A 19,634-nucleotide genomic window follows, 5' to 3' on the forward strand; every position below is an offset into this window, starting at 1 on the left:
CAGAATCGCGGGAGCAAATCTTTAATTTTGGTAAGCCGTGGATATTTCTCTTGAACAGTTATGGAATCGAGTCTTGGAACGTCTCCAGCTACAGCTTGGGGAACCGACATATAATACCTGGATTAAGACAGCGATCGCCACTAGCCTAGAAAACGATTGTCTAGTAATTCGCACCGCTAACCCCTTCGCCTGTAATTGGTTACAAAAACACTACCGGGAAATCATCGCCGATGTCGTCCAGGATATTATGGGCGATCGCCTAGAAATTTGTATCACCACCGGAACCGGAGAATTAATGACAACCAATGATCACAGTCCTAGGGTGTCATCGAGCGGGTTAGATACCCCAGGGGAAGTAGTCTCTAGCGTGCATAAACCGCCTAACCTTAATTCTAAATATATGTTTTCCCAGTTTGTGGTGGGGTCGGGGAGTCGCTTGGCTCATGCTGCATCTCTGGCTGTAGCTGAGTCTCCCGGACGTGAATTTAACCCGCTGTTTCTCTGTGGTGGGGTAGGTTTGGGAAAAACTCATTTAATGCAGGCGATCGGTCATTACCGCTTAGAAATTAATCCTTATGCTCGTGTTTTTTATGTATCTACAGAAAAGTTTACCAATGATTTAATTGCCGCGATCCGTCGCGACAGTATGCAGAGTTTCCGGGACCATTACCGAGCGGCTGATGTGTTATTAGTTGATGATATCCAGTTTATTGAGGGGAAGGAGTACACCCAGGAAGAGTTTTTTCATACTTTTAACACTCTCCATGAGGCGGGGAAACAAATTGTCTTAGCCTCGGATCGCCCCCCGTCGAAAATTTCGGGATTGCAAGATCGCCTATGTTCTCGGTTTTCCATGGGGTTAGTAGCGGATATTCAACCTCCTGATTTAGAAACGCGGATGGCTATTCTTCAGAAAAAGGCTGAATATGAAAATATGCGACTCCCCCCAGCGGTGATTGAGTATATTGCGACTAACTACACCTCGAATATTCGGGAGTTGGAAGGAGCCTTAATTCGCGCGGTGGCTTATATTTCTATTTCCAGTCTTCCCATGAATGTGGAGAATATTGCGGCGGTTTTAACCCCGACAGAACCCAAGTCGGAGTCATCCCCAGAAATAGTCATCCAAGCGGTGGCGGACAAGTTTAAGGTATCGGTAGAGGATTTAAAAGGCAATTCTCGCCGTCGCGAAATTAGTTTAGCACGTCAGGTGGGGATGTATTTGATGCGACAGCATACGGATCTGAGTTTACCTAAGATTGGGGAAGTGTTTGGAGGGAAAGATCATACAACGGTTATGTATGGCTGCGAAAAGATTGCCAAACGTCGCGATCGCGATCCGGAACTCCATCAGATTCTACAACAGTTAAGCGATCGTATTAATTTAAACAGTCATTAAGTCCGGTAGGAGTCAACTAGCTTTATAGAGATATTGCTGGAAGCTGATAAAAACTTGCCGGATATCGCCAACCTTCCCCAATTGAGCCACAGCATCCCGGAGTCCGTGATATTTCAGTTCCAGCAGTGACCCTAGCTTATCTTCCCTCAATTCCTGCACCCCCTCTTTCATGTACTGCTCAAGGACAAACTCTAAAAACTCCTGTTGTTTGTCGTCATAGTGGGAAAAAATCAGGCGTTTTTGGGCGAGAACCCTCTGGCTGCGAGTTATCGGAGGCGTAGCATAGGCGATATAAGCCAGCACGTCATAAATATCGCTTTTTTCCGCGTCGATAATGCGGCTAATTTTCAGCAAGTCCTCGCCACTGTAGCCCCTCTCCGTCAGGCTGTCTAACAGGTTCTGGCGGGTATCAGGGCTGCTCCACAGTTCCCGCAGTTGGTTTTCATCTTGGAACAGTTCCGGGAGAGTGCCAAACAGACCCTTGATAAACTCAGCCGCTGATAACGGTTTCCCGTCGGGACTCCAGAAACTGGTCGCTAAGGTGTGCTGGATCTCGCGTTCTTTGCCGTCTGCCAGTTGGATTTTCACTTTCTGGGGTTGTCTCTTCTCTTCCGTTTCGCCCGGTTCTAGGGGGTCTTGAATCGAGGGCTTTTTGATTCCGGGCGTGATGGGGGTGGGGGTTTCCGGTTCGCCGTCCCATGCTGGGTCGTTAAAATGTTGGTACGCGCCAACAAAGATTATGTAAAATATTAGGCTGTTCTATAAATGCTGGTTTACCCAAAATCTTCATTTTTGAAGAAAGGTCAGTCATCACTATTGTTAAATCACCTACATTGAAAAGATACCCATTTGGTGAATTAGTACCAGTTAACCGTTTAGTATTTTTTGAATTAAAATATAAACGGCCATTTTCCGAATAATTTCCTGGTGTTAAGACAATTTGTTTTTCTAAGTCATTACTTGTATTAAAATCACCTCCTTTAAAAGCATAGCCGTGGGAAATGTCAATTAAGCTAGATAACTTCTTCTCAACCAAGCCCTCACCCTTCTGGCTAAAGACGCCATTGAGATAACTTTCAAACAGTTCACGGGCATTGGCGAGGTTCTTCTCTGTGTTGGCGATCGCTCTATCAATCCCCTCAAACGCCTCATCCAAAATCGCCACAATCCGCTTCTGTTCTATGATATTAGTAGGAACGTAAACAGTCTCGCTATGGACAGTGTTGCGATTGAGCGTTGGGACACCAGCACCACTTGAAAAAGAACTTAAATCGAATTTATTTAACAGATAGAAAATGAACCTGGGGTCATTGCCATGAAAATTTTTTACATAAAGAGTAGTGTTTAAAGGCCAGAAATCTTTTTCAATGAAAAAAACTGAGCCAATACTGCCGCTTCGTCCAGTAACAACTCCAGGCCCAGAAACCTTTGCTTCAACATGGATATCTATACAGCCACTTGAACTTATCAGAGGATATTCACCCTTCTTGCGTAGTCTTTTCGGAAGGTCAAATCCTCTTTGAAGTGTACAAACGTCTTCTAACTTCTTAATTACCCAACTTCTCATTCCAACATCCCCCCAATTCCTGCTAAAATAAACTCTGCAAATCTAGCCCATCAATCCATAAATAAAACCAGGTAGATTTCTAGGTTTGGTCATATGCAGCCAGAAAATCATCCCGTGAAATACCAGATTGAGTACAGATACTTCTCAGCGTAGAACCTTTAATTAGTTTATGATTCGGCAAAGTTAATGGAGTCCTTGTACCATCAATATTTTGACGAATCATAGAAATATGTTCTTTCTCCCTCACTATTGAAAATCCCAGCATCTCTAGTGCTTTAATAACTTTTGTTTTGGGTGCATTTACCGGAAATTTACTCATTATAAGCTAGTCTCAGCTACAAAAGCCTCTAATATAAAATCCTCCGATTCTAGTACCGATTTCCCAAAGGTTTCCACATGAAATAAAATCGCAGAACGGACATCATTTAAAGCCTCTTCATAACTATCTCCCTCACCCACAATCACCCCCTGTATTCCTAAAGGATAAGCCACATAACCATCAGCGTGTTTTTCTACAATAATTTTGATATTTTTCATAACCTACCTCAGTTCAATTATCTTAAATTCAGTAGCCATAAACCCGGTTTCTGGATTTTAGGGGATGTTGAAGTGCCGGTAGAGATGGAACTCGGGTAATTATAGGAGCTACTACGATATCCACGCCTAAGAATATTTGGGCGATCGCCTGAGAGTGCTGGCTGATTTCAGGCGACACGGAAGCCGATAAATACTCGCTGAATATTAGCAATATTGCCCAATTCTTTGACCGCATCCCGATCCGGAACTCCATCAGATTCTACAACAGTTAAGCGATCGTATTAATTTAAACAGTCATTAACAGTGGCGGCATTTCTGGACATCTAGGGGAGTGCGATCGCTCTCAAGTCTGACCTATAACAGGCTGTGGGGGTCATCCGATAAACCCTTCTGTTCAGCAAATCGTTGAACGTTGACTCGAATGAAGGAAGGATCGTCGCGTCCCTCCAGAAAAATGGCGATCGCCTTTCCCTGGGGTTGAAAACTTAGGAGAAATGTATTTAATTTAGCTTGGGATGATTTCGGTGCAGCCTTCAAAGCATCCAAAAAAGATGACATTTTTAAATCTCCTCGATAAACTCACTGATAGAATGTGCATATTCCGCTAGTGAATTTTCAAACACAAAAGGAGAATGAGTTACGGCAATTAAACCCGCACATTTTTGGGTATCTTTCAAGTCTTGCAGAAAACGGCGTTGCCAAGGTACAGATATAGATAATTCCGGCTCATCAATTACCAGGAAATACTTATCATAGTCACTTAAAAAGATATGAGTAAATAAGGAGATAATTTGCTTTTCCCCAGAAGATAAACCCGCAATCGGCACTTCTGTCATGTCTTTATTTTTTCGCTTAAAAACCAACTTAAATTCACTGGGGTTAAATTCTAAGGTTTTGTTGCTGAGATACTGATTGACCAAATCAACGAGGTTTCTAATTGGCTGTTCTTTTTCCTGTTGACTTTTATGAATTTCGACCAAACGAGTCAAAAAATAAGCAGTCACCCGTTGTTCTTCTAATAAAACCTGGTTAGTTTTTACATCTTTAAGTAACTGTCCCAGTTTTTGGCGATCGCCTTCTGAAAGAATATCCCCAATCCGAGGAAGCATCACCTTAATTGTTTCCCTAAATTTATCCGTAGACAGTTGAGATGGCTCAACATTTTTATAGTTATTACGAATAATGTCCCCTAAGTAACTTCCAGTCAGCCGATTAAGTGCAGTGCGGAAATTTTGATCCAAGTCTGATAAAGTCGAGTCAAATGCTTGCATTACATCTTCCATACCAAATTCAACAAGTTCAACATATCCAGACTGTAGCTTTTTCCGATAACTCTTAGTTTTAGAAAAAGGCAACACATCATCCAAGTCTATATCAGGAAAAACATCGCTTAGTTCTTTTTCAATTCGGCGATAAGTTGGCAAAAACAAGACTTGTTCTCTCTCGTTAGACTGTACAGCTTTAGCTAGTATATCTATAACCTGGTCTACTTCATTTTCATCTAAAGATGCCAATCTTGGACTAACTCTAGCTAACTCTCGCAATGCCATCAGGGAAATTCCAGGGAATTTATGCCTTAATTCTAGGAATCTGTTTTTTGACAACCAGTATTCTGAGTCATGGTCGGCTAATTCATTGATAAGACTGTCAAATTCTTGGGAAGATAGCCTTTGGTGAAAGTACCTCATCAACGACGACAATCTTTTTGGATTTTGAGTAGTGGGTAAATCCTCTCTTTTGATGGTATAATCTTGATTGCCAATTGTGACAATACAGGAATGAAAGGGAAGCTGGCTTAGGCGATCCCACTGAGTCGTTAATGTGTAGTATAATAAATTAATTAGTGTACTTTTCCCAGAGCCGTTTTCACCAACTAGGATTAAAGTATTGTCTTGAATGGGTACATCTAAATTATAAGCGTCAAAGAGACGCTCTATCCGAATTCGCTGGAGGTCAATAGACATTTTGATAAAATCACTTGGGTAATTATTTGTACAGTCGTCCCCTATTATAAGCCTTTCCCCTTCCAGTGAACAATTTTAGCTGACCCGGTTTGGGGAAACAGAGTTTAAGTCGGATAAAACCACTCGTAGCAAATCAGTTGTAAATCCTTCGCTGTAATTTCGCGAATTGGGGATTAATACTAGCTCTTTACTGTAACCAGTTAAACTTTCCGGGGGAGGGTGATTGCTTCTTATAGTCAAGATATCACCTGACCGAGGAATGCTCTACGTCTGATAAATCAACAATTCTTAGGGTAAAACCATTCATAACAAACGAGTTTAATGTCTTCTTGTTGGATGATTTGGAAATTTTTTAGTCTTGGATCTACTTCCGTTTCTGCATATAATTCATTGTCTACGAAGAAATCATCTAGTTCATTCACCAACTCAAGCAATTTTTTTGACTTTTGAAATCTATCCCATATTCGTCGAATATCTCGTTCAAACGCGCTGAGATTATTGGTTTCAATAACCGATATTATTCGCTCACTTATATCTGAACTTGGCATGGGGGATTCTGGGAATAATTCGTGCCGCTGAATCAGTATTTCTAAAACATTTTTCATAACCTTAGTGAGTGCTGGCTTAATTTTCGCCCCCGACTGTTGTTTTTGAAACATCATCATTAGATTATTGATCGCACTTTCCAGCACCGGAAAAATTGTTCGGTTGAATGGTGTTGGGGGTTGTTTTTCAGGTTGCGGGAAGTCTGATTCCTGGCATTTAATCCAGTTAAATATCTGGCGTTTATCCGTGATAGCAGCATTATCATCAGTACAAATTTCATTGTTGATGCGTGGATAAAAATGCCAGTAATGGTTATCTTCAGTCTTAAATGCTAGAAAAATGCCACCTTCGGCAAATTCAGACTTAGGAATGTTAAAATAACGGGTGCTGTGAATGCCCAAAGGAATATCCTCTACTTCTTCAGCAGTTTTGCGCTGGATATATTCGAGTAAGGGCAAGCGCATTTCATCTAGCGAGATTAAATCAGAGGCTTGTTCTAATTCTTCTAAAATTGCTTGCTTTTCTGCATCAGTGCTGGCTCGTTTCAGTCTAAATAATTCCTCTAGCGATTTATCAGAGATAGCTTCACCGAGTACACTAGCATCGAGTCCAACTTCTCGGTCAATGGTTGCAATCCGATCCTGCAACCGCTTCACCAAACCCAACAGTTCCTCTAACCCTTCTTCGGGGAAGCAGTTGTAGATATAGAGTTGTTCATAATCAGTGCCGAGTCTGTCAATCCGTCCGGCTCTCTGAATCATTCGCACCGGATTCCAGTGCAAATCATAGTTCACCAGCACTCCAGCATCTTGCAGGTTTTGACCTTCAGAAAGTACGTCTGTACAGATAAGGATATCAATTGGGTTGTTCAGCAGGCGTTCTAAATTTTCCTGAGTTTCATCATGGTTCGCTTTCGGTGCAAATCGGCTGACCTTCTCCTTACGCTGCTTTGAGGGTGTTGATCCAGTAATGAGTTCGATAGCTGGCGCGCGTCCGCTAACTGCCATCTGCCTCAACCACTCTGAATCATCAATTAGCTCTTTGTGTAAGTGTTCCGCCGTATCCTTAAAGTAGCTAAACACTAAGATTTTTTTCCCTTTCAGGCTCTCCAGCAGCAATTGCTTGAACGCGACCAGTTTGCGATCATAGTCAACTCCCGTTTCCACACTGTTTTTAATAGTCTCAAGCATTTGGAGGATATAGTCTAACATCCTCAAATCTGCCTGAATTTGCTGTTCCAAAGTATTCAGATTATATTGCTTGGCATCAACTGCTTCCAGATAATTAATAATTTCTGTAGCGGATTGGGATTCCTCCTCATCTTCAATTGCTAGAAGCAGTTTGCGGAAGTTCCTGCTATCGAGTAGCTTACCTTCTTTGGTAAGAATCTGATAAAATTTATCTTGGAATTTAGCCTGCCTTGTCACACTATTGCTAAAAGCAACTAGCCCACTTTCTAACCGCTTGAGGTAAAGCGCTTTTTGTAACGCCACCAGTGCCTTGTTCCGCTGTACCTCGTTTTCCTCTTGTCTCACTTTGCGCTTTTTGAAGGCCTTGATGTTGTAGGGGGCTAAGTTTAACTCATCAATGCAATTGGCAATTTTAAGATACATTCCAGAAAAGCTGGCTTCAAAATTATAGGTAAAATTCTCCAACTTCCGTGCTGGGAAATGAATGAGTTTACCCCCAATCCGAATCTCTTCACCTGCCTGCTGCCGCCGAATCACATCCTGCCTCGACCGTCGCACCATTGTCTCAAATAAGAGATTAGTAATTTCTATTTGACCTTTGGATAATGCTTTAAAATAAGTTTGAAGGTTGCTAATGCCGTCAGTCCGATAATAAGTATTTTGGCCGCGACCGAGCAACAGAATTTGATGGTACAGGTCGAACACACTATTGTTAATAGGAGTCGCGGTGAGCAAGACGAGTTTTTTACTACGCTTGCCACTATTTATCAACTTTTGGAGGGTGCGATAGCGGTTGGTGGCAGAGTTACGGAAATTATGGGATTCGTCAACCACTATGATATCGTAGTTGCTGTAACTACGAATATCAAACTCATTGCGGCTGATTTCTTCGTGAGAAATGACATCCGCTTTAATGCCGAACTCGTCCAGTTTTTTATTCCAAACCAAATCACGCAACTGAGCCGGACATAGCACCATGGCGCGAGGGACTTTCCCCGGTCTGCGTTCTTCAATTAAGTAATGGTCAAGCACCCGCAAACCGATGTAGGTTTTTCCTAATCCGACCGAATCGGCAACCATGCAGCCACCGTGCTTGTTAATCAGTCGCACTGCCCTAGCAAATCCTTCCTGCTGAAAACTAGCCAGTTCCACCGAGGTGCGATCGCCTTCCCCCAAAACCGACTCTTCCTTAAACAGTTCGTACAGTGCCTTGAGGAAAACCTGATAGGGCGTGTAAGCCTTGCTGCCAAACTTAGAGGCGTTGAGAGCGTCGATGAATTTGCTTTTGTAGTCTAGGTCAACGCTGGGGTCATCCCAAAACTTCTCAAACCACCTTTCTCGCAGGTCGCGGGCGATCGCCTCGATTTTGTTGACCACGTTCAGTTCAGAGTTACCTTTCAGCCCTGATGGTGTGAAGTTGCTCGAACCAACGATGCTGTATCTGTCAAATATGTAGGCCTTGGCGTGCAGAAATTGAGACTTGTCACCCACAGATCCAAACAATCGCATCTGGATATGGTCTTGCTGGAAGTAGGCGATCGCCCGGTCTATTTCCTGCTTGTATTTAAGGTTATATTCCCGCTGTTCCAGTTGTCGTCGGGTTTCTTCTTGGAAATATTTAACCAGGTCAATGCGATCGCTCTCCGCTGGTCGGATAGCCGGGTCGCGACCAATCAGCAACCGCAGCAATTCCAGATGGTTCATTGCTTCTTCCAAATGCACCCACGCCTCAATCTGGAAAAATCCCGTGGCGATATCCAAAACCCGTTGTTCTTCCTTTTCAATCAGTTGTTTAAGGATAGTTTCGAGTTTGTGTTGGTAATTGTCGATGTAGTCGGGTAATGTCATAGTATTTAGCAATTAAGGATAGTTAGGTGAACATCTTTTGCAAAATTCCCCATTGCTCTAGTTGATTGTGGGCAATGGCATACAGGTCAGTTTGATTGATACTTATACCCCAAACTATGTAGATGATATCTTTAGGTTTGAGTTCGGGCTTATTTTTGATTAGGTTCAACAGGTGTTCAATTAACAATGAGTCATCATTGGCATAGCATTGACGGTAAGCGTTGCGTTCTTGGAACTTAGCAAGTGGATCTATGTCAGGATTGCCAAAAAGTTGCGAAACCTGTGATTTTTGTGGCTCCATACCTGTATCAATTTTTGAGTTACTAGGATTGTTAGACAATTGTGATGGAATGATTTTCTTTTTCTCCAAATTAATTAGCCTATACTCAGTACATTTGCGGTTTCTTATTCCATGGGTTAATTTCCTGCGTTTTATTACTCCATAGGTTAATTGCAATTGTTTTATGGCTTGATTCTGAATTTGACGGATTCTTTCTCGTGTCAATCCACAGGAATCACCAATTTCTTGTAAAGTCCGTTCTCCCTGACCATCTAAGCCAAATCGAAGGGTTAACACTTTCTGATATCGTGGATCTAAAGTAGACAAGACTTGCTGAATTTCGTCACGCATCCATTGCTCTTCTAAGTATTGAGCCAGGTCATCGGTACCGTGGAGTAAATCAGCTAGACTGAAGTTATCGGTTAGCAGAGCATCCAATGACCTTGGTCGGCTTAATTGGTTGATTCCGCGTAAATCCTCAACTTCCTTCGCACTCATCTTTAACTCAACCGCAATCTCTTCTAAACTGGGGGTATGCTCAAGTTTAAGGGGGAGCTGACGGGTTGCTTTTTTGATTTTGTTCAAACTCTCATAGACGTGAACAGGTACTCGAATTATTCTAGATTCATTGCAAATACCACGGGTGATGGCTTGCCGAATCCACCACGTTGCATAGGTTGAGAATTTATAGTCCTTTGTCGGGTCAAACTTTTCGGTAGCCCTAATCAATCCAAAATTGCCATGCTGAATTAAATCTAATAACTCTAGGCCACGATGTTGGTAATTCTTGGCAATGGATACCACCAATCTGAGGTTACTACAAACTAAAGTGTGTTGAGCATATCGTCCCTTTGAGATAGCATCATGTAATTGGGATAACGACAACCCCGTAGTATTTGCCCACTCTAGGTCTGTAGGTTCTCGGTGCAGGCGGGAATCTAAGGACTTCTTATCTTGTTCTAACTCAAGCCATCGTTGCACCTTTTGAGCTAAGAATATCTCGTCCTGTCTTTTAAGTAATGGAATCCGGCCAATTTCTCTGAGGTAGCATTGCACTAAATCTTGACTGATGAGTTGCTGTTTTTCTTTCCTCACCTGTTTCAAGGTTTGGTGTTGTACCCGATAAAGTTGCCGAGGGTTGAGGCTATGGGCAGCCATCTTCTCCAATTGATTCAAGTCATAAAAGCTAGGGTCTTTGAGGTTGATGAGCATCTTAGCAATGCTCCACTTAACGTTAAATTGTTGGTCAAATGTTTGGAATGGACTGACCAACATTAATTTTTGATAGTTCACTGTAGCAACAATCAATATATCGGTATAACGTTGGCATAAACTTTTAGCGATCGCTATCAGCCGAGGCATTACTTCTACATTATAACTCCAGCTTTTCGGTTCTAACTCCAACAAAAATACCTGTAGCGCTCCCTTTTCCTGATTGGCAATTAGATACGCTGTTTTTATCGCTTCGGTATTGGTAGGCGATAACTCTAGGTCACTCACGTCAATCACATCGCAACAGGCATCGTAACCCAATAATTCAAATATCACGGCTACCGATAAAGCATCATTAATATTTTTTAAATCTTCTATATGTATATGCCGATAAACCATAACCTTCCCCTGATAAAAACATAAAAAATGACATGAAAAATTTGCCGTTTTTTTTTGATTACTACTCCCCTAAATTTTAATTTTTTCAGCAGTCATCCCATATATATGAGCTACCATATCATCTATTTTTGCTTCCCAATCCTCTACTTCGACTCCTTTGGTGTCTCGGTATTTATTAACTATAAATTCCATAGCTTTTTTGTCTACCTTTGAAGCTGATAAGATGGGAAATTGTGATAAATATTTATCCATAAATTTGACCAATCCTCATCCCATTAAATAACTAATTTGTGCATCAATCAAAACTTGATTATTTAAAATAGGTAAAATAAACTGCAAGTAAGTAAAAATGCAATATAATTTATTGAATAAACAACTGTTATTTTTATGAAAATCTAATTGACTATAAGATGCAATATCAGGATCTATAATTTTAGGCGTTTCCAATTTTTGACAATAAGCACAACTTCTTAATTCCCCAAAACACTTGCCTAGATCTACTCGTTTAATTAATTGATTTCGATATTCATTGAATCTCTTGTAAATAACAGAATAAGTTTTAGCAAAAATAGTTTCTGCTTCTTTGAAGGCTTGGCAGTGAGCGTGGTACAATTGGGAGGGGGATTTACCGTTAACAGCCAGGGCTTCCAGGCGATCGCGATCGAACGCCGTGGGGTTAGTGCGATCGATGAGTAGTTTGCGAATGTGACGCTTGATGTTCTTGTTGTCATCGAAGGCTTTACGAGGGTTAACCAACATCAATTGGTTATAATCGGTGGTAGCCATCAACAGAAATTCCGTGCTTTGTTGTCCTAACTGGTTAGCGATCGCCTTCAGGCGGCTACTGGCGGTGCTATCTTCCTGCCATTCTTCCGGGCGTAGTTGAAAAAGCAGCACCTTCAAATCCGGGTCGCCGTTATCCTGTTGTGCGATTAAGTAAGCCTTTTCAACCGCCTCACCATGGCGATCGCTCAGACCCACATCTTCCGGGTCAAATTCCTCGCCGCAGGTATTGTAACCCAACCGCCTGAATAAATCAGCGATTTTCTCCGGTCCAGTGAGACCCCTAATATCCTCAATTCCGAGCAAACGTTGATTAGTCATCTTGGCTTCCTGATCATGCGATCGCCATTCCCCCATAGTACCAATAAGCGATCGTTATTCTGGTGCTGCCCTTACGTCACCGGGCGAGTCCATCCCACTCAAATAACTTCCAGTGTACCCCCCCACCCACCACAAAAACCCCAATTTTTTACAATTCTTATTAATGAGCCAATCCCCATCTAATTAATAGGGAGCCGCCCCACAATCTTACCGACATTTCCGATATCACCCCCCGTCGAGAGTGTCTGCGAGTTATTGTTTTTGGTGGCGATCGGTTTCTCCTCGTGTGGAAAGTGTCTTAGGTGTTGTTATTGATTAATAGGCAATTTCCGAGAGGGGGAGAGTTTGTCCGGTCAATGATTGTCGCCCTTCAAAATATAGCCAGTATAATCAAAATATGACTGAACGATGAATCAGAATTGAGCAAGCCCCAACTGAAAAAGGAGCAACAGCCAATGGACTACAGAGAACGAATCACCCTAGAACCGAGCCAACGCAGTGGCAAACCCTGCATTCGCGGTATGCGGATCACCGTTTATGATGTGCTGTCCTATTTAGCCTCTGGCATGACCTACCAAGAAATTTTAGACGACTTTCCCTACCTCACCCAAGAGGATATCTTGGCTTGCCTCAGCTACGCCGCCAATCGGGAACAACAAACCCTACTGGTGCAAGCATGAATCTGCTATTTGACCACAATCTTTCACCTCGGCTAATACAAAGACTTGCTGACTTGTTTCCCGAATCAACCCACGTTTACCAAATCGGACTCGAGAAATCAGGCGATCGTGAGGTTTGGGATTATGCCAAGCACCATAAATTCATCATCGTCACCAAAGACAGCGACTACAACGAACTCCTCACATTAATGGGCTTTCCCCCAAAAATAATTTGGATTCGTCGAGGCAACTGCTCTACCACAGACATTGAAGCAATCCTGCGAACTCACGCAGCACATATTCAAACCTTAATCAGTGACTCTACCCTAGGCATCTTGACCCTCTACTAGCACCGGATTAGCGTTAAGGTAAGCTAAAATCGACAGCATTAGCTGTAAACTCAACAACAACTATGGCGACACAACTCCCCAGTCGCGATCGAACAGTCCGCCGTTGAGGCGATCGCCTCCCAGAAACTCCGAGGTCGCGTTTAAAGCGGGGAGTCAAGGCGATTTCAATGGGTAATGGTTCACTCGGCATCAATACCTTCCCACATTTCTGACAGGGGGAGGGTTTGTCCCGTGAAGGCTTCCTGTAGTCCTTGTTTAATGCCTTCTATGGCGATTTCGGTAGGTGTTTCGCCGGGGTCTTCTTCGTCTTCTTCCAGCATCAAGACGATGAGGCGGACTCGCTGAGGTTTGGTAATACCTAGGGAGCAATCAAGGGTTAGTTCTCCACTTTCGTTAATGGTCGCTGTGGTTTCAATAGCTTTCATGCTGTTTCGACTTTAGGGGTTTGTAGCTAATTTAGCGCATTTCCCCTTATCGAGTAGGTCGCCGGGGGTGGCGGCGGATTTGGCTGTCGGGTTCCCCAGCCTGTCGCTTTCCTCATGGTAGTGGGGTCGATTGGCGTTAAAGCACTTTTTTCCTGATTTGATAGGGGTTTGAGGATTCTAGGGCTGATTATCGGGATTTGCGTTAAAGCACTTTCAAGCCCAAAACCGAAGACGTTGATAGACTTCGGCATACCGCAGAACTCTATACTCTCCCCTGGCCTGATTAGCATTAAGGTAAGCTAAAATCGACAGCATTAGCTGTAAACTCAACAACAACTATGGTGACACAACTCCCCCTCCCAACCGATACCGAAATCATTTATCCCGAAAGTGATGGACAACCTATGGCCGATAATACCGTTCAATTTCGCTGGATTACTGTCATTTACGATAATCTAGCCTGGTTATTTGCCCAAGAGCCGAATGTGTTTATCGCCGGGGATTTATTGTGGTATCCAGTACAGGGAAATAATAAATTATGTCAAGCCCCAGATGTAATGGTGGCTTTTGGTGTTCCCAAAGGAGATAGAGGTTCTTATCAACAGTGGCAAGAGAATAATATTGCCCCGCAAGTCGTCTTTGAAATTCTTTCTCCGAACAACACTGAAAAGGAAATGAACCGCAAATTATTATTTTATGACCGCTACGGGGTGGAGGAATACTATATCTATGACCCTCAAAAGAATAAACTAACGGGATGGTTACGTTCTGAGACTTGGTTAGATATCATTGAACCCATCAATGGTTGGGTTTCCCCTCGTTTGGGCATTCGCTTTGACCTTTCCTCGGATAATTTGGTGTTGTATCGTCCCGATGGTCAACCCTTTGCCGATTATCTGGAAGCCCAACAGCAGTTAACAACTATGACTGAACAATTGGAACAGGAGCGGCAACGTAACCAACGTTTAGAACAATTGCTGCGAGAAGCAGGACTGAACCCTGATGCCAATTTATAGGCGGTTTCGGTGGGTGTCGCCCCGGGGTCTTATTCAATGGCTTTTATGCTGTTTCTAGCCGCCAGGGGTGGTTCCCCAGCCTGTCGCTTTCCTCATGGTAGTGGGGTCGATTGGCGTTAAAGCACTTTTTTCCTGATTTGATAGGGGTTTGAGGATTCTAGGGTTGATGATCGGGATTTGCGTTAAAGCACTTTCAAGCCCAAAACCGAAGACGTTGATAGACTTTGGCATACCGCAGAACTCTATACTCTCCCCTGGCCCGATTAGCATTAAGGTAAGCTAAAATCGACAGCATTAGCTGTAAACTAAACAACAACTATGGCGACACAACTCCCCCTCCCAACCGATACCGAAATCATTTATCCCGAAAGTGATGGACAACCTATGGCCGATAATACCCTTCAATTTCGCTGGATTACTGTCATTTACCATAATCTAGCCTGGTTATTTGCCCAAGAGCCGAATGTGTTTATCGCCGGGGATTTATTGTGGTATCCAGTACAGGGAAATAATAAATTATGTCAAGCCCCAGATGTAATGGTGGCTTTTGGTGTTCCCAAAGGAGATAGAGGTTCTTATCAACAGTGGCAAGAGAATAATATTGCCCCGCAAGTCGTCTTTGAAATTCTTTCTCCGAACAACACTGAAAAGGAAATGAGCCGCAAATTATTATTTTATGACCGCTACGGGGTGGAGGAATACTATATCTATGACCCTCAAAAGAATAAACTAACGGGATGGTTACGTTCTGAGGCTGGGTTAGATATCATTGAACCCATCAATGGTTGGGTTTCCCCTCGTTTGGGCATTCGCTTTGACCTGTCCTCGGATAATTTGGTGTTGTATCGTCCCGATGGTCAACCCTTTGCCGATTATCTGGAAGTCCAACAGCAGTTAACAACTATGACTGAACAATTGGAAGATGTGACTGAACAATTGGAACAGGAACGGCAAGCCAAACAAGCGGCTACTGAACAATTGGAACAGGAACGGCAACGTAACCAACGTTTAGAACAATTGCTGCGAGAAGCAGGACTGAATCCTGATGCCAATTTATAGGCGGTTTCGGTGGGTGTCGCCCCGGGGTCTTATTCAATGGCTTTTATGCTGTTTCTAGCCGCCAGGGGTGGTTCCCCAGCCTGTCGCTTTCCTGATGGTAGTGGGGTCGATTGGCGTTAAAGCACTTTTTTCCTGATTTGATAGGGGTTTGAGGATTCTAGGGCTGATTATCGGGATTTGCGTTAAAGCACTTTCAAGCCCAAAACCGAAGACGTTGATAGACTTTGGCATACCGCAGAACTCTATACTCTCCCCTGGCCCGATTAGCATTAAGGTAAGCTAAAATCGACAGCATTAGCTGTAAACTCAACAACAACTATGGTGACACAACTCCCCCTCCCAACCGATACCGAAATCATTTATCCCGAAAGTGATGGACAACCTATGGCCGATAATACCGTTCAATTTCGCTGGATTACTGTCATTTACCATAATCTAGCCTGGTTATTTGCCCAAGAGCCGAATGTGTTTATCGCCGGGGATTTATTGTGGTATCCAGTACAGGGAAATAATAAATTATGTCAAGCCCCAGATGTAATGGTGGCTTTTGGTGTTCCCAAAGGAGATAGAGGTTCTTATCAACAGTGGCAAGAGAATAATATTGCCCCGCAAGTCGTCTTTGAAATTCTTTCTCCGAACAACACTGAAAAGGAAATGAACCGCAAATTATTATTTTATGACCGCTACGGGGTGGAGGAATACTATATCTATGACCCTCAAAAGAATAAACTAACGGGATGGTTACGTTCTGAGGCTGGGTTAGATATCATTGAACCCATCAATAGTTGGGTTTCCCCTCGTTTGGGCATTCGCTTTGACCTGTCCTCGGATAATTTGGTGTTGTATCGTCCCGATGGTCAACCCTTTGCCGATTATCTGGAAGCCCAACAGCAGTTAACAACTATGACTGAACAATTGGAAGATGTGACTGAACAATTGGAACAGGAACGGCAAGCCAAACAAGCGGCTACTGAACAATTGGAACAGGAACGGCAACGTAACCAACGTTTAGAACAATTGCTGCGAGAAGCAGGACTGAACCCTGATGCCAATTTATAGGCGGTTTCGGTGGGTGTCGCCCCGGGGTCTTATTCAATGGCTTTTATGCTGTTTCTAGCCGCCAGGGGTGGTTCCCCAGCCTGTCGCTTTCCTCATGGTAGTGGGGTCGATTGGCGTTAAAGCACTTTTTTCCTGATTTGATAGGGGTTTGAGGATTCTAGGGCTGATTATCGGGATTTGCGTTAAAGCACTTTCAAGCCCAAAACCGAAGACGTTGATAGACTTTGGCATACCGCAGAACTCTATACTCTCCCCTGGCCCGATTAGCATTAAGGTAAGCTAAAATCGACAGCATTAGCTGTAAACTAAACAACAACTATGGTGACACAACTCCCCCTCCCAACCGATACCGAAATCATTTATCCCGAAAGTGATGGACAACCTATGGCCGATAATACCCTTCAATTTCGCTGGATTACTGTCATTTACCATAATCTAGCCTGGTTATTTGCCCAAGAGCCCAATGTGTTTATCGCCGGGGATTTATTGTGGTATCCAGTACAGGGAAATAATAAATTATGTCAAGCCCCAGATGTAATGGTGGCTTTTGGTGTTCCCAAAGGAGATAGAGGTTCTTATCAACAGTGGCAAGAGAATAATATTGCCCCGCAAGTCGTCTTTGAAATTCTTTCTCCGAACAACACTGAAAAGGAAATGAACCGCAAATTATTATTTTATGACCGCTACGGGGTGGAGGAATACTATATCTATGACCCTCAAAAGAATAACCTAACGGGATGGTTACGTTCTGAGACTTGGTTAGATATCATTGAACCCATCAATGGTTGGGTTTCCCCTCGTTTGGGCATTCGCTTTGACCTGTCCTCGGATAATTTGGTGTTGTATCGTCCCGATGGTCAACCCTTTGCCGATTATCTGGAAGTCCAACAGCAGTTAACAACTATGACTGAACAATTGGAAGATGTGACTGAACAATTGGAACAGGAACGGCAAGCCAAACAAGCGGCTACTGAACAATTGGAACAGGAACGGCAAGCCAAACAAGCGGCTACTGAACAATTGGAACAGGAACAGCAAGCCAAACAAGCGGCTACTGAACAATTGGAACAGCAACGGCAACGTAACCAACGTTTAGAACAATTACTGCGAGAAGCAGGACTGAATCCTGATGCCAATTTATAGGCGGTTTCGGTGGGTGTCGCCCCGGGGTCTTATTCAATGGCTTTTATGCTGTTTCTAGCCGCCAGGGGTGGTTCCCCAGCCTGTCGCTTTCCTCATGTGGGGGGGTCGATTGGCGTTAAAGCACTTTTTTCTCGATTTACCTATCTTCAACCTGAACTCATACCCTGTGGAAAATGTTGTGGATAACTTGCCTATTATTCCCAAATACTAAGGTTGACAGGGGATTGAACCAGACCAAATCCCTATCGATTTGATGGATTTTCCACAGTTTTTCCACAGATGCTGACAGGATGGAACCCTTAACCAAAGTCAAATTTAAACACAATTTCCACAATTTCCACAGTGGCTCGCCACCCCCCTAAACAATTAGCCTCAAAACTTAGCCTCAAAACTTAGCCTCAAAACTTAGCCTCAAAACTTAGCCTCAAAACTTAGCCTCAAAACTTAGCCTCAAAACTTAGCCTCAAAACTTAGCCTCAAAACTTAGTTTCAGAACTTAGGCGATCGCCACGTCCCCATAGCGCGATATAATGTTAGCTTCAGTCCCCTTGCTAAATACCTGAAATGCGGTTAATTGTAGAACAGGAACAACTCAGTTCTAATCTATCCTTAGTTTCCAGAGCCATTCCATCCCGTCCCAGTCACCCGATTTTATCTAACATTTTGGTGAAAGCTGATGCGGACACTCAACAATTGAGTTTAACCGCCTTTGACTTGAGTATGGGAATTAACACCAGTTTTCCGGCTCAGGTTCAGCAGGGGGGAGTTTTGACCTTACCTGCTAAATTGCTCAATGATATTGTCTCCCGTTTACCTGGGGGCGATATTCAGGTCGATGATGAAGAGACCGAGGCTGTAGTTACCCTAACTTCCAGTTCAGGACGCTATCAAGTCCGGGGAATGGTGGCTGAGGAGTATCCCGACTTACCCTCGGTAGAAGGTGAACATAGCATTCAACTAGCGGCTGATAGTTTATTGGAAGGCTTAAAGGGAACTCTCTTCGCTACCAGCCCTGATGAAACTAAGCAAGTCCTAGCTGGTGTTAATCTCAAGGTGGGAAAAGATACCCTTTGTTTTGCTTCCACCGACGGTCATAGACTCGCAGTGGTCAAGGTGGAAAATGTCCGAGACCCCAATAGCCAAGAACCAGAAAACTTGGAAATCACTATCCCAGCACGCGCCCTGCGGGAGGTGGAACGCATGATTGTCAGTGCTAACTCAGCGCGACATAGTGCCGCCACGGAGGAAGAATCAACAACCCCCCCCATGGTGACTTTAGGTTTTGATGATACCCAAGTGGTTTTTGAATTGGGGACTCGTCGTTTGAACTCTCGTAAGTTGGAGGGTGCTTATCCGGCTTATGAACAGTTAATACCTAATAAGTTTTTAAGCCAGGTGAATGTTGAACGGCGGACACTTTTGGCGGCTTTGGAGCGGATTGGGGTTTTAGCCAGCCAAAAAAATGATATTGTTAAATGTATCATTGATGAGGTAAATCAACAAATTTCCCTATCTGTAGAAGCTGCTGATGTCGGGAATGCTTTGGAGTCAATGCCTGCTCAGATTTCTGGTGAAGAACCCAAGGAACTTGCCTTTAATGTTAAATACTTAATGGATGGGTTAAAGGTGTTGAATAGTTCGGAAATTCAGATACAATTGAACGCGGCAAGCACCCCGGTAATTATCAATCCTTTTGGAGGTTTAAAAATGACCTATTTGGTGATGCCTATTCAACTGCGTAGATAGTAGTCAAATGGCAGATTAAAGGTTGCCAAGGTAGGCGGGGGCGGGGCTGTAGCCATTAATTAAGAATGCTTTTTATGGGTGAGAATACAACAATACTCTACCTAAAAAACATCGGATTTAACTGCGCCCCG

At 43.4% G+C, this 19,634-nt stretch carries 21 protein-coding genes; 8 read left to right on the forward strand and 13 right to left on the reverse strand.

Annotation, left to right across the window (positions count from 1 at the left end):
• Positions 1-37 precede the first annotated feature (37 nt).
• Positions 38-1,399, forward strand: a complete 1,362-nt coding sequence (gene dnaA / locus HFV01_RS00005; protein ID WP_006668320.1) for a chromosomal replication initiator protein DnaA — start codon at positions 38-40, stop codon at positions 1,397-1,399.
• A 12-nt stretch (positions 1,400-1,411) separates the two neighbouring features.
• Here the strand turns inward: dnaA and HFV01_RS00010 are convergent, their stop codons facing one another.
• The 11 genes from HFV01_RS00010 to HFV01_RS29975 all read right to left on the reverse strand — a co-directional run bounded on the left by HFV01_RS00010 (position 1,412) and on the right by HFV01_RS29975 (position 12,046).
• Entirely contained in the window at positions 1,412-1,987 is a 576-nt protein-coding gene (locus HFV01_RS00010; protein WP_008055802.1) for a type I restriction-modification enzyme R subunit C-terminal domain-containing protein, read from the reverse strand.
• A 121-nt stretch (positions 1,988-2,108) separates the two neighbouring features.
• A complete protein-coding gene (locus HFV01_RS00015; protein ID WP_008055803.1) occupies positions 2,109-2,966 on the reverse strand; it encodes a restriction endonuclease subunit S in 858 nt (285 codons plus the stop codon).
• Between the two features lie 79 nt (positions 2,967-3,045).
• Entirely contained in the window at positions 3,046-3,285 is a 240-nt protein-coding gene (locus HFV01_RS00020) for a type II toxin-antitoxin system HicA family toxin (RefSeq protein WP_008055804.1), read from the reverse strand.
• Positions 3,285-3,503 carry a type II toxin-antitoxin system HicB family antitoxin gene (locus tag HFV01_RS00025; protein ID WP_006668324.1) on the reverse strand — a complete coding sequence of 73 codons (219 nt, stop codon included), beginning with the start codon at positions 3,501-3,503 and terminating at the stop codon, positions 3,285-3,287. Before HFV01_RS00025 ends, HFV01_RS00020 begins: the two co-directional genes overlap by 1 nt.
• A gap of 28 nt (positions 3,504-3,531) precedes the next feature.
• Entirely contained in the window at positions 3,532-3,714 is a 183-nt protein-coding gene (locus tag HFV01_RS00030) for a hypothetical protein (RefSeq protein ID WP_152343994.1), read from the reverse strand.
• 143 nt (positions 3,715-3,857) lie between these two features.
• Positions 3,858-4,061 (reverse strand): hypothetical protein, encoded by a 204-nt coding sequence (locus tag HFV01_RS00035; protein ID WP_008055805.1) that lies wholly within the window; start codon positions 4,059-4,061, stop codon positions 3,858-3,860.
• Between the two features lie 2 nt (positions 4,062-4,063).
• Entirely contained in the window at positions 4,064-5,467 is a 1,404-nt protein-coding gene (locus tag HFV01_RS00040; protein ID WP_108614646.1) for an AAA family ATPase, read from the reverse strand.
• A gap of 278 nt (positions 5,468-5,745) precedes the next feature.
• On the reverse strand, positions 5,746-9,051 hold the full coding sequence (locus HFV01_RS00045) for a helicase-related protein (RefSeq protein ID WP_193520716.1): 3,306 nt from the start codon (positions 9,049-9,051) through the stop codon (positions 5,746-5,748).
• Between the two features lie 22 nt (positions 9,052-9,073).
• Positions 9,074-10,942 carry a sigma-70 family RNA polymerase sigma factor gene (locus HFV01_RS00050; protein WP_193520717.1) on the reverse strand — a complete coding sequence of 623 codons (1,869 nt, stop codon included), beginning with the start codon at positions 10,940-10,942 and terminating at the stop codon, positions 9,074-9,076.
• Between the two features lie 69 nt (positions 10,943-11,011).
• Positions 11,012-11,194, reverse strand: coding sequence for a hypothetical protein (locus HFV01_RS00055; RefSeq protein WP_193520718.1), 183 nt, complete (start codon positions 11,192-11,194; stop codon positions 11,012-11,014).
• Between the two features lie 15 nt (positions 11,195-11,209).
• Positions 11,210-12,046: a hypothetical protein gene (locus tag HFV01_RS29975; RefSeq protein ID WP_315663964.1), complete on the reverse strand. Its 837-nt coding sequence runs from the start codon at positions 12,044-12,046 to the stop codon at positions 11,210-11,212.
• 455 nt (positions 12,047-12,501) lie between these two features.
• On the opposite strand from HFV01_RS29975, the gene HFV01_RS00065 reads away from it, so the two are divergent.
• Both HFV01_RS00065 and HFV01_RS00070 read left to right on the forward strand, forming a co-directional pair.
• The gene (locus HFV01_RS00065) at positions 12,502-12,726 is read left to right on the forward strand and encodes a DUF433 domain-containing protein (RefSeq protein ID WP_006668326.1); all 225 of its coding nucleotides are present in this window, start codon (positions 12,502-12,504) and stop codon (positions 12,724-12,726) included.
• Positions 12,723-13,055 carry a DUF5615 family PIN-like protein gene (locus HFV01_RS00070; protein WP_108614647.1) on the forward strand — a complete coding sequence of 111 codons (333 nt, stop codon included), beginning with the start codon at positions 12,723-12,725 and terminating at the stop codon, positions 13,053-13,055. The genes HFV01_RS00065 and HFV01_RS00070 overlap by 4 nt, the downstream gene beginning before the upstream one ends.
• A 13-nt stretch (positions 13,056-13,068) precedes the next feature.
• Here HFV01_RS00070 and HFV01_RS00075 read toward each other — a convergent pair whose 3' ends face one another.
• Entirely contained in the window at positions 13,069-13,245 is a 177-nt protein-coding gene (locus HFV01_RS00075) for a hypothetical protein (RefSeq protein ID WP_006623046.1), read from the reverse strand.
• Positions 13,235-13,480 carry a type II toxin-antitoxin system RelN family antitoxin gene (locus tag HFV01_RS00080; protein WP_006623047.1) on the reverse strand — a complete coding sequence of 82 codons (246 nt, stop codon included), beginning with the start codon at positions 13,478-13,480 and terminating at the stop codon, positions 13,235-13,237. Before HFV01_RS00080 ends, HFV01_RS00075 begins: the two co-directional genes overlap by 11 nt.
• Before the next feature lie 338 nt (positions 13,481-13,818).
• On the opposite strand from HFV01_RS00080, the gene HFV01_RS00085 reads away from it, so the two are divergent.
• The 5 genes from HFV01_RS00085 (at position 13,819) to dnaN (ending at position 19,503) form a co-directional block, all read left to right on the forward strand.
• Positions 13,819-14,496 carry a Uma2 family endonuclease gene (locus tag HFV01_RS00085; RefSeq protein WP_193520719.1) on the forward strand — a complete coding sequence of 226 codons (678 nt, stop codon included), beginning with the start codon at positions 13,819-13,821 and terminating at the stop codon, positions 14,494-14,496.
• A gap of 318 nt (positions 14,497-14,814) precedes the next feature.
• A complete protein-coding gene (locus tag HFV01_RS00090) occupies positions 14,815-15,555 on the forward strand; it encodes a Uma2 family endonuclease (RefSeq protein WP_193520720.1) in 741 nt (246 codons plus the stop codon).
• A gap of 318 nt (positions 15,556-15,873) precedes the next feature.
• Positions 15,874-16,614 carry a Uma2 family endonuclease gene (locus tag HFV01_RS00095; RefSeq protein WP_193520721.1) on the forward strand — a complete coding sequence of 247 codons (741 nt, stop codon included), beginning with the start codon at positions 15,874-15,876 and terminating at the stop codon, positions 16,612-16,614.
• Between the two features lie 318 nt (positions 16,615-16,932).
• The gene (locus HFV01_RS00100; RefSeq protein WP_193520722.1) at positions 16,933-17,757 is read left to right on the forward strand and encodes a Uma2 family endonuclease; all 825 of its coding nucleotides are present in this window, start codon (positions 16,933-16,935) and stop codon (positions 17,755-17,757) included.
• A 564-nt stretch (positions 17,758-18,321) separates the two neighbouring features.
• Positions 18,322-19,503 carry a DNA polymerase III subunit beta gene (gene dnaN, locus HFV01_RS00105; RefSeq protein WP_006623055.1) on the forward strand — a complete coding sequence of 394 codons (1,182 nt, stop codon included), beginning with the start codon at positions 18,322-18,324 and terminating at the stop codon, positions 19,501-19,503.
• The last annotated feature ends 131 nt before the right edge of the window (positions 19,504-19,634 follow it).

This window comes from Limnospira fusiformis SAG 85.79, assembly GCF_012516315.1.
GTDB lineage: Bacteria > Cyanobacteriota > Cyanobacteriia > Cyanobacteriales > Microcoleaceae > Limnospira > Limnospira fusiformis.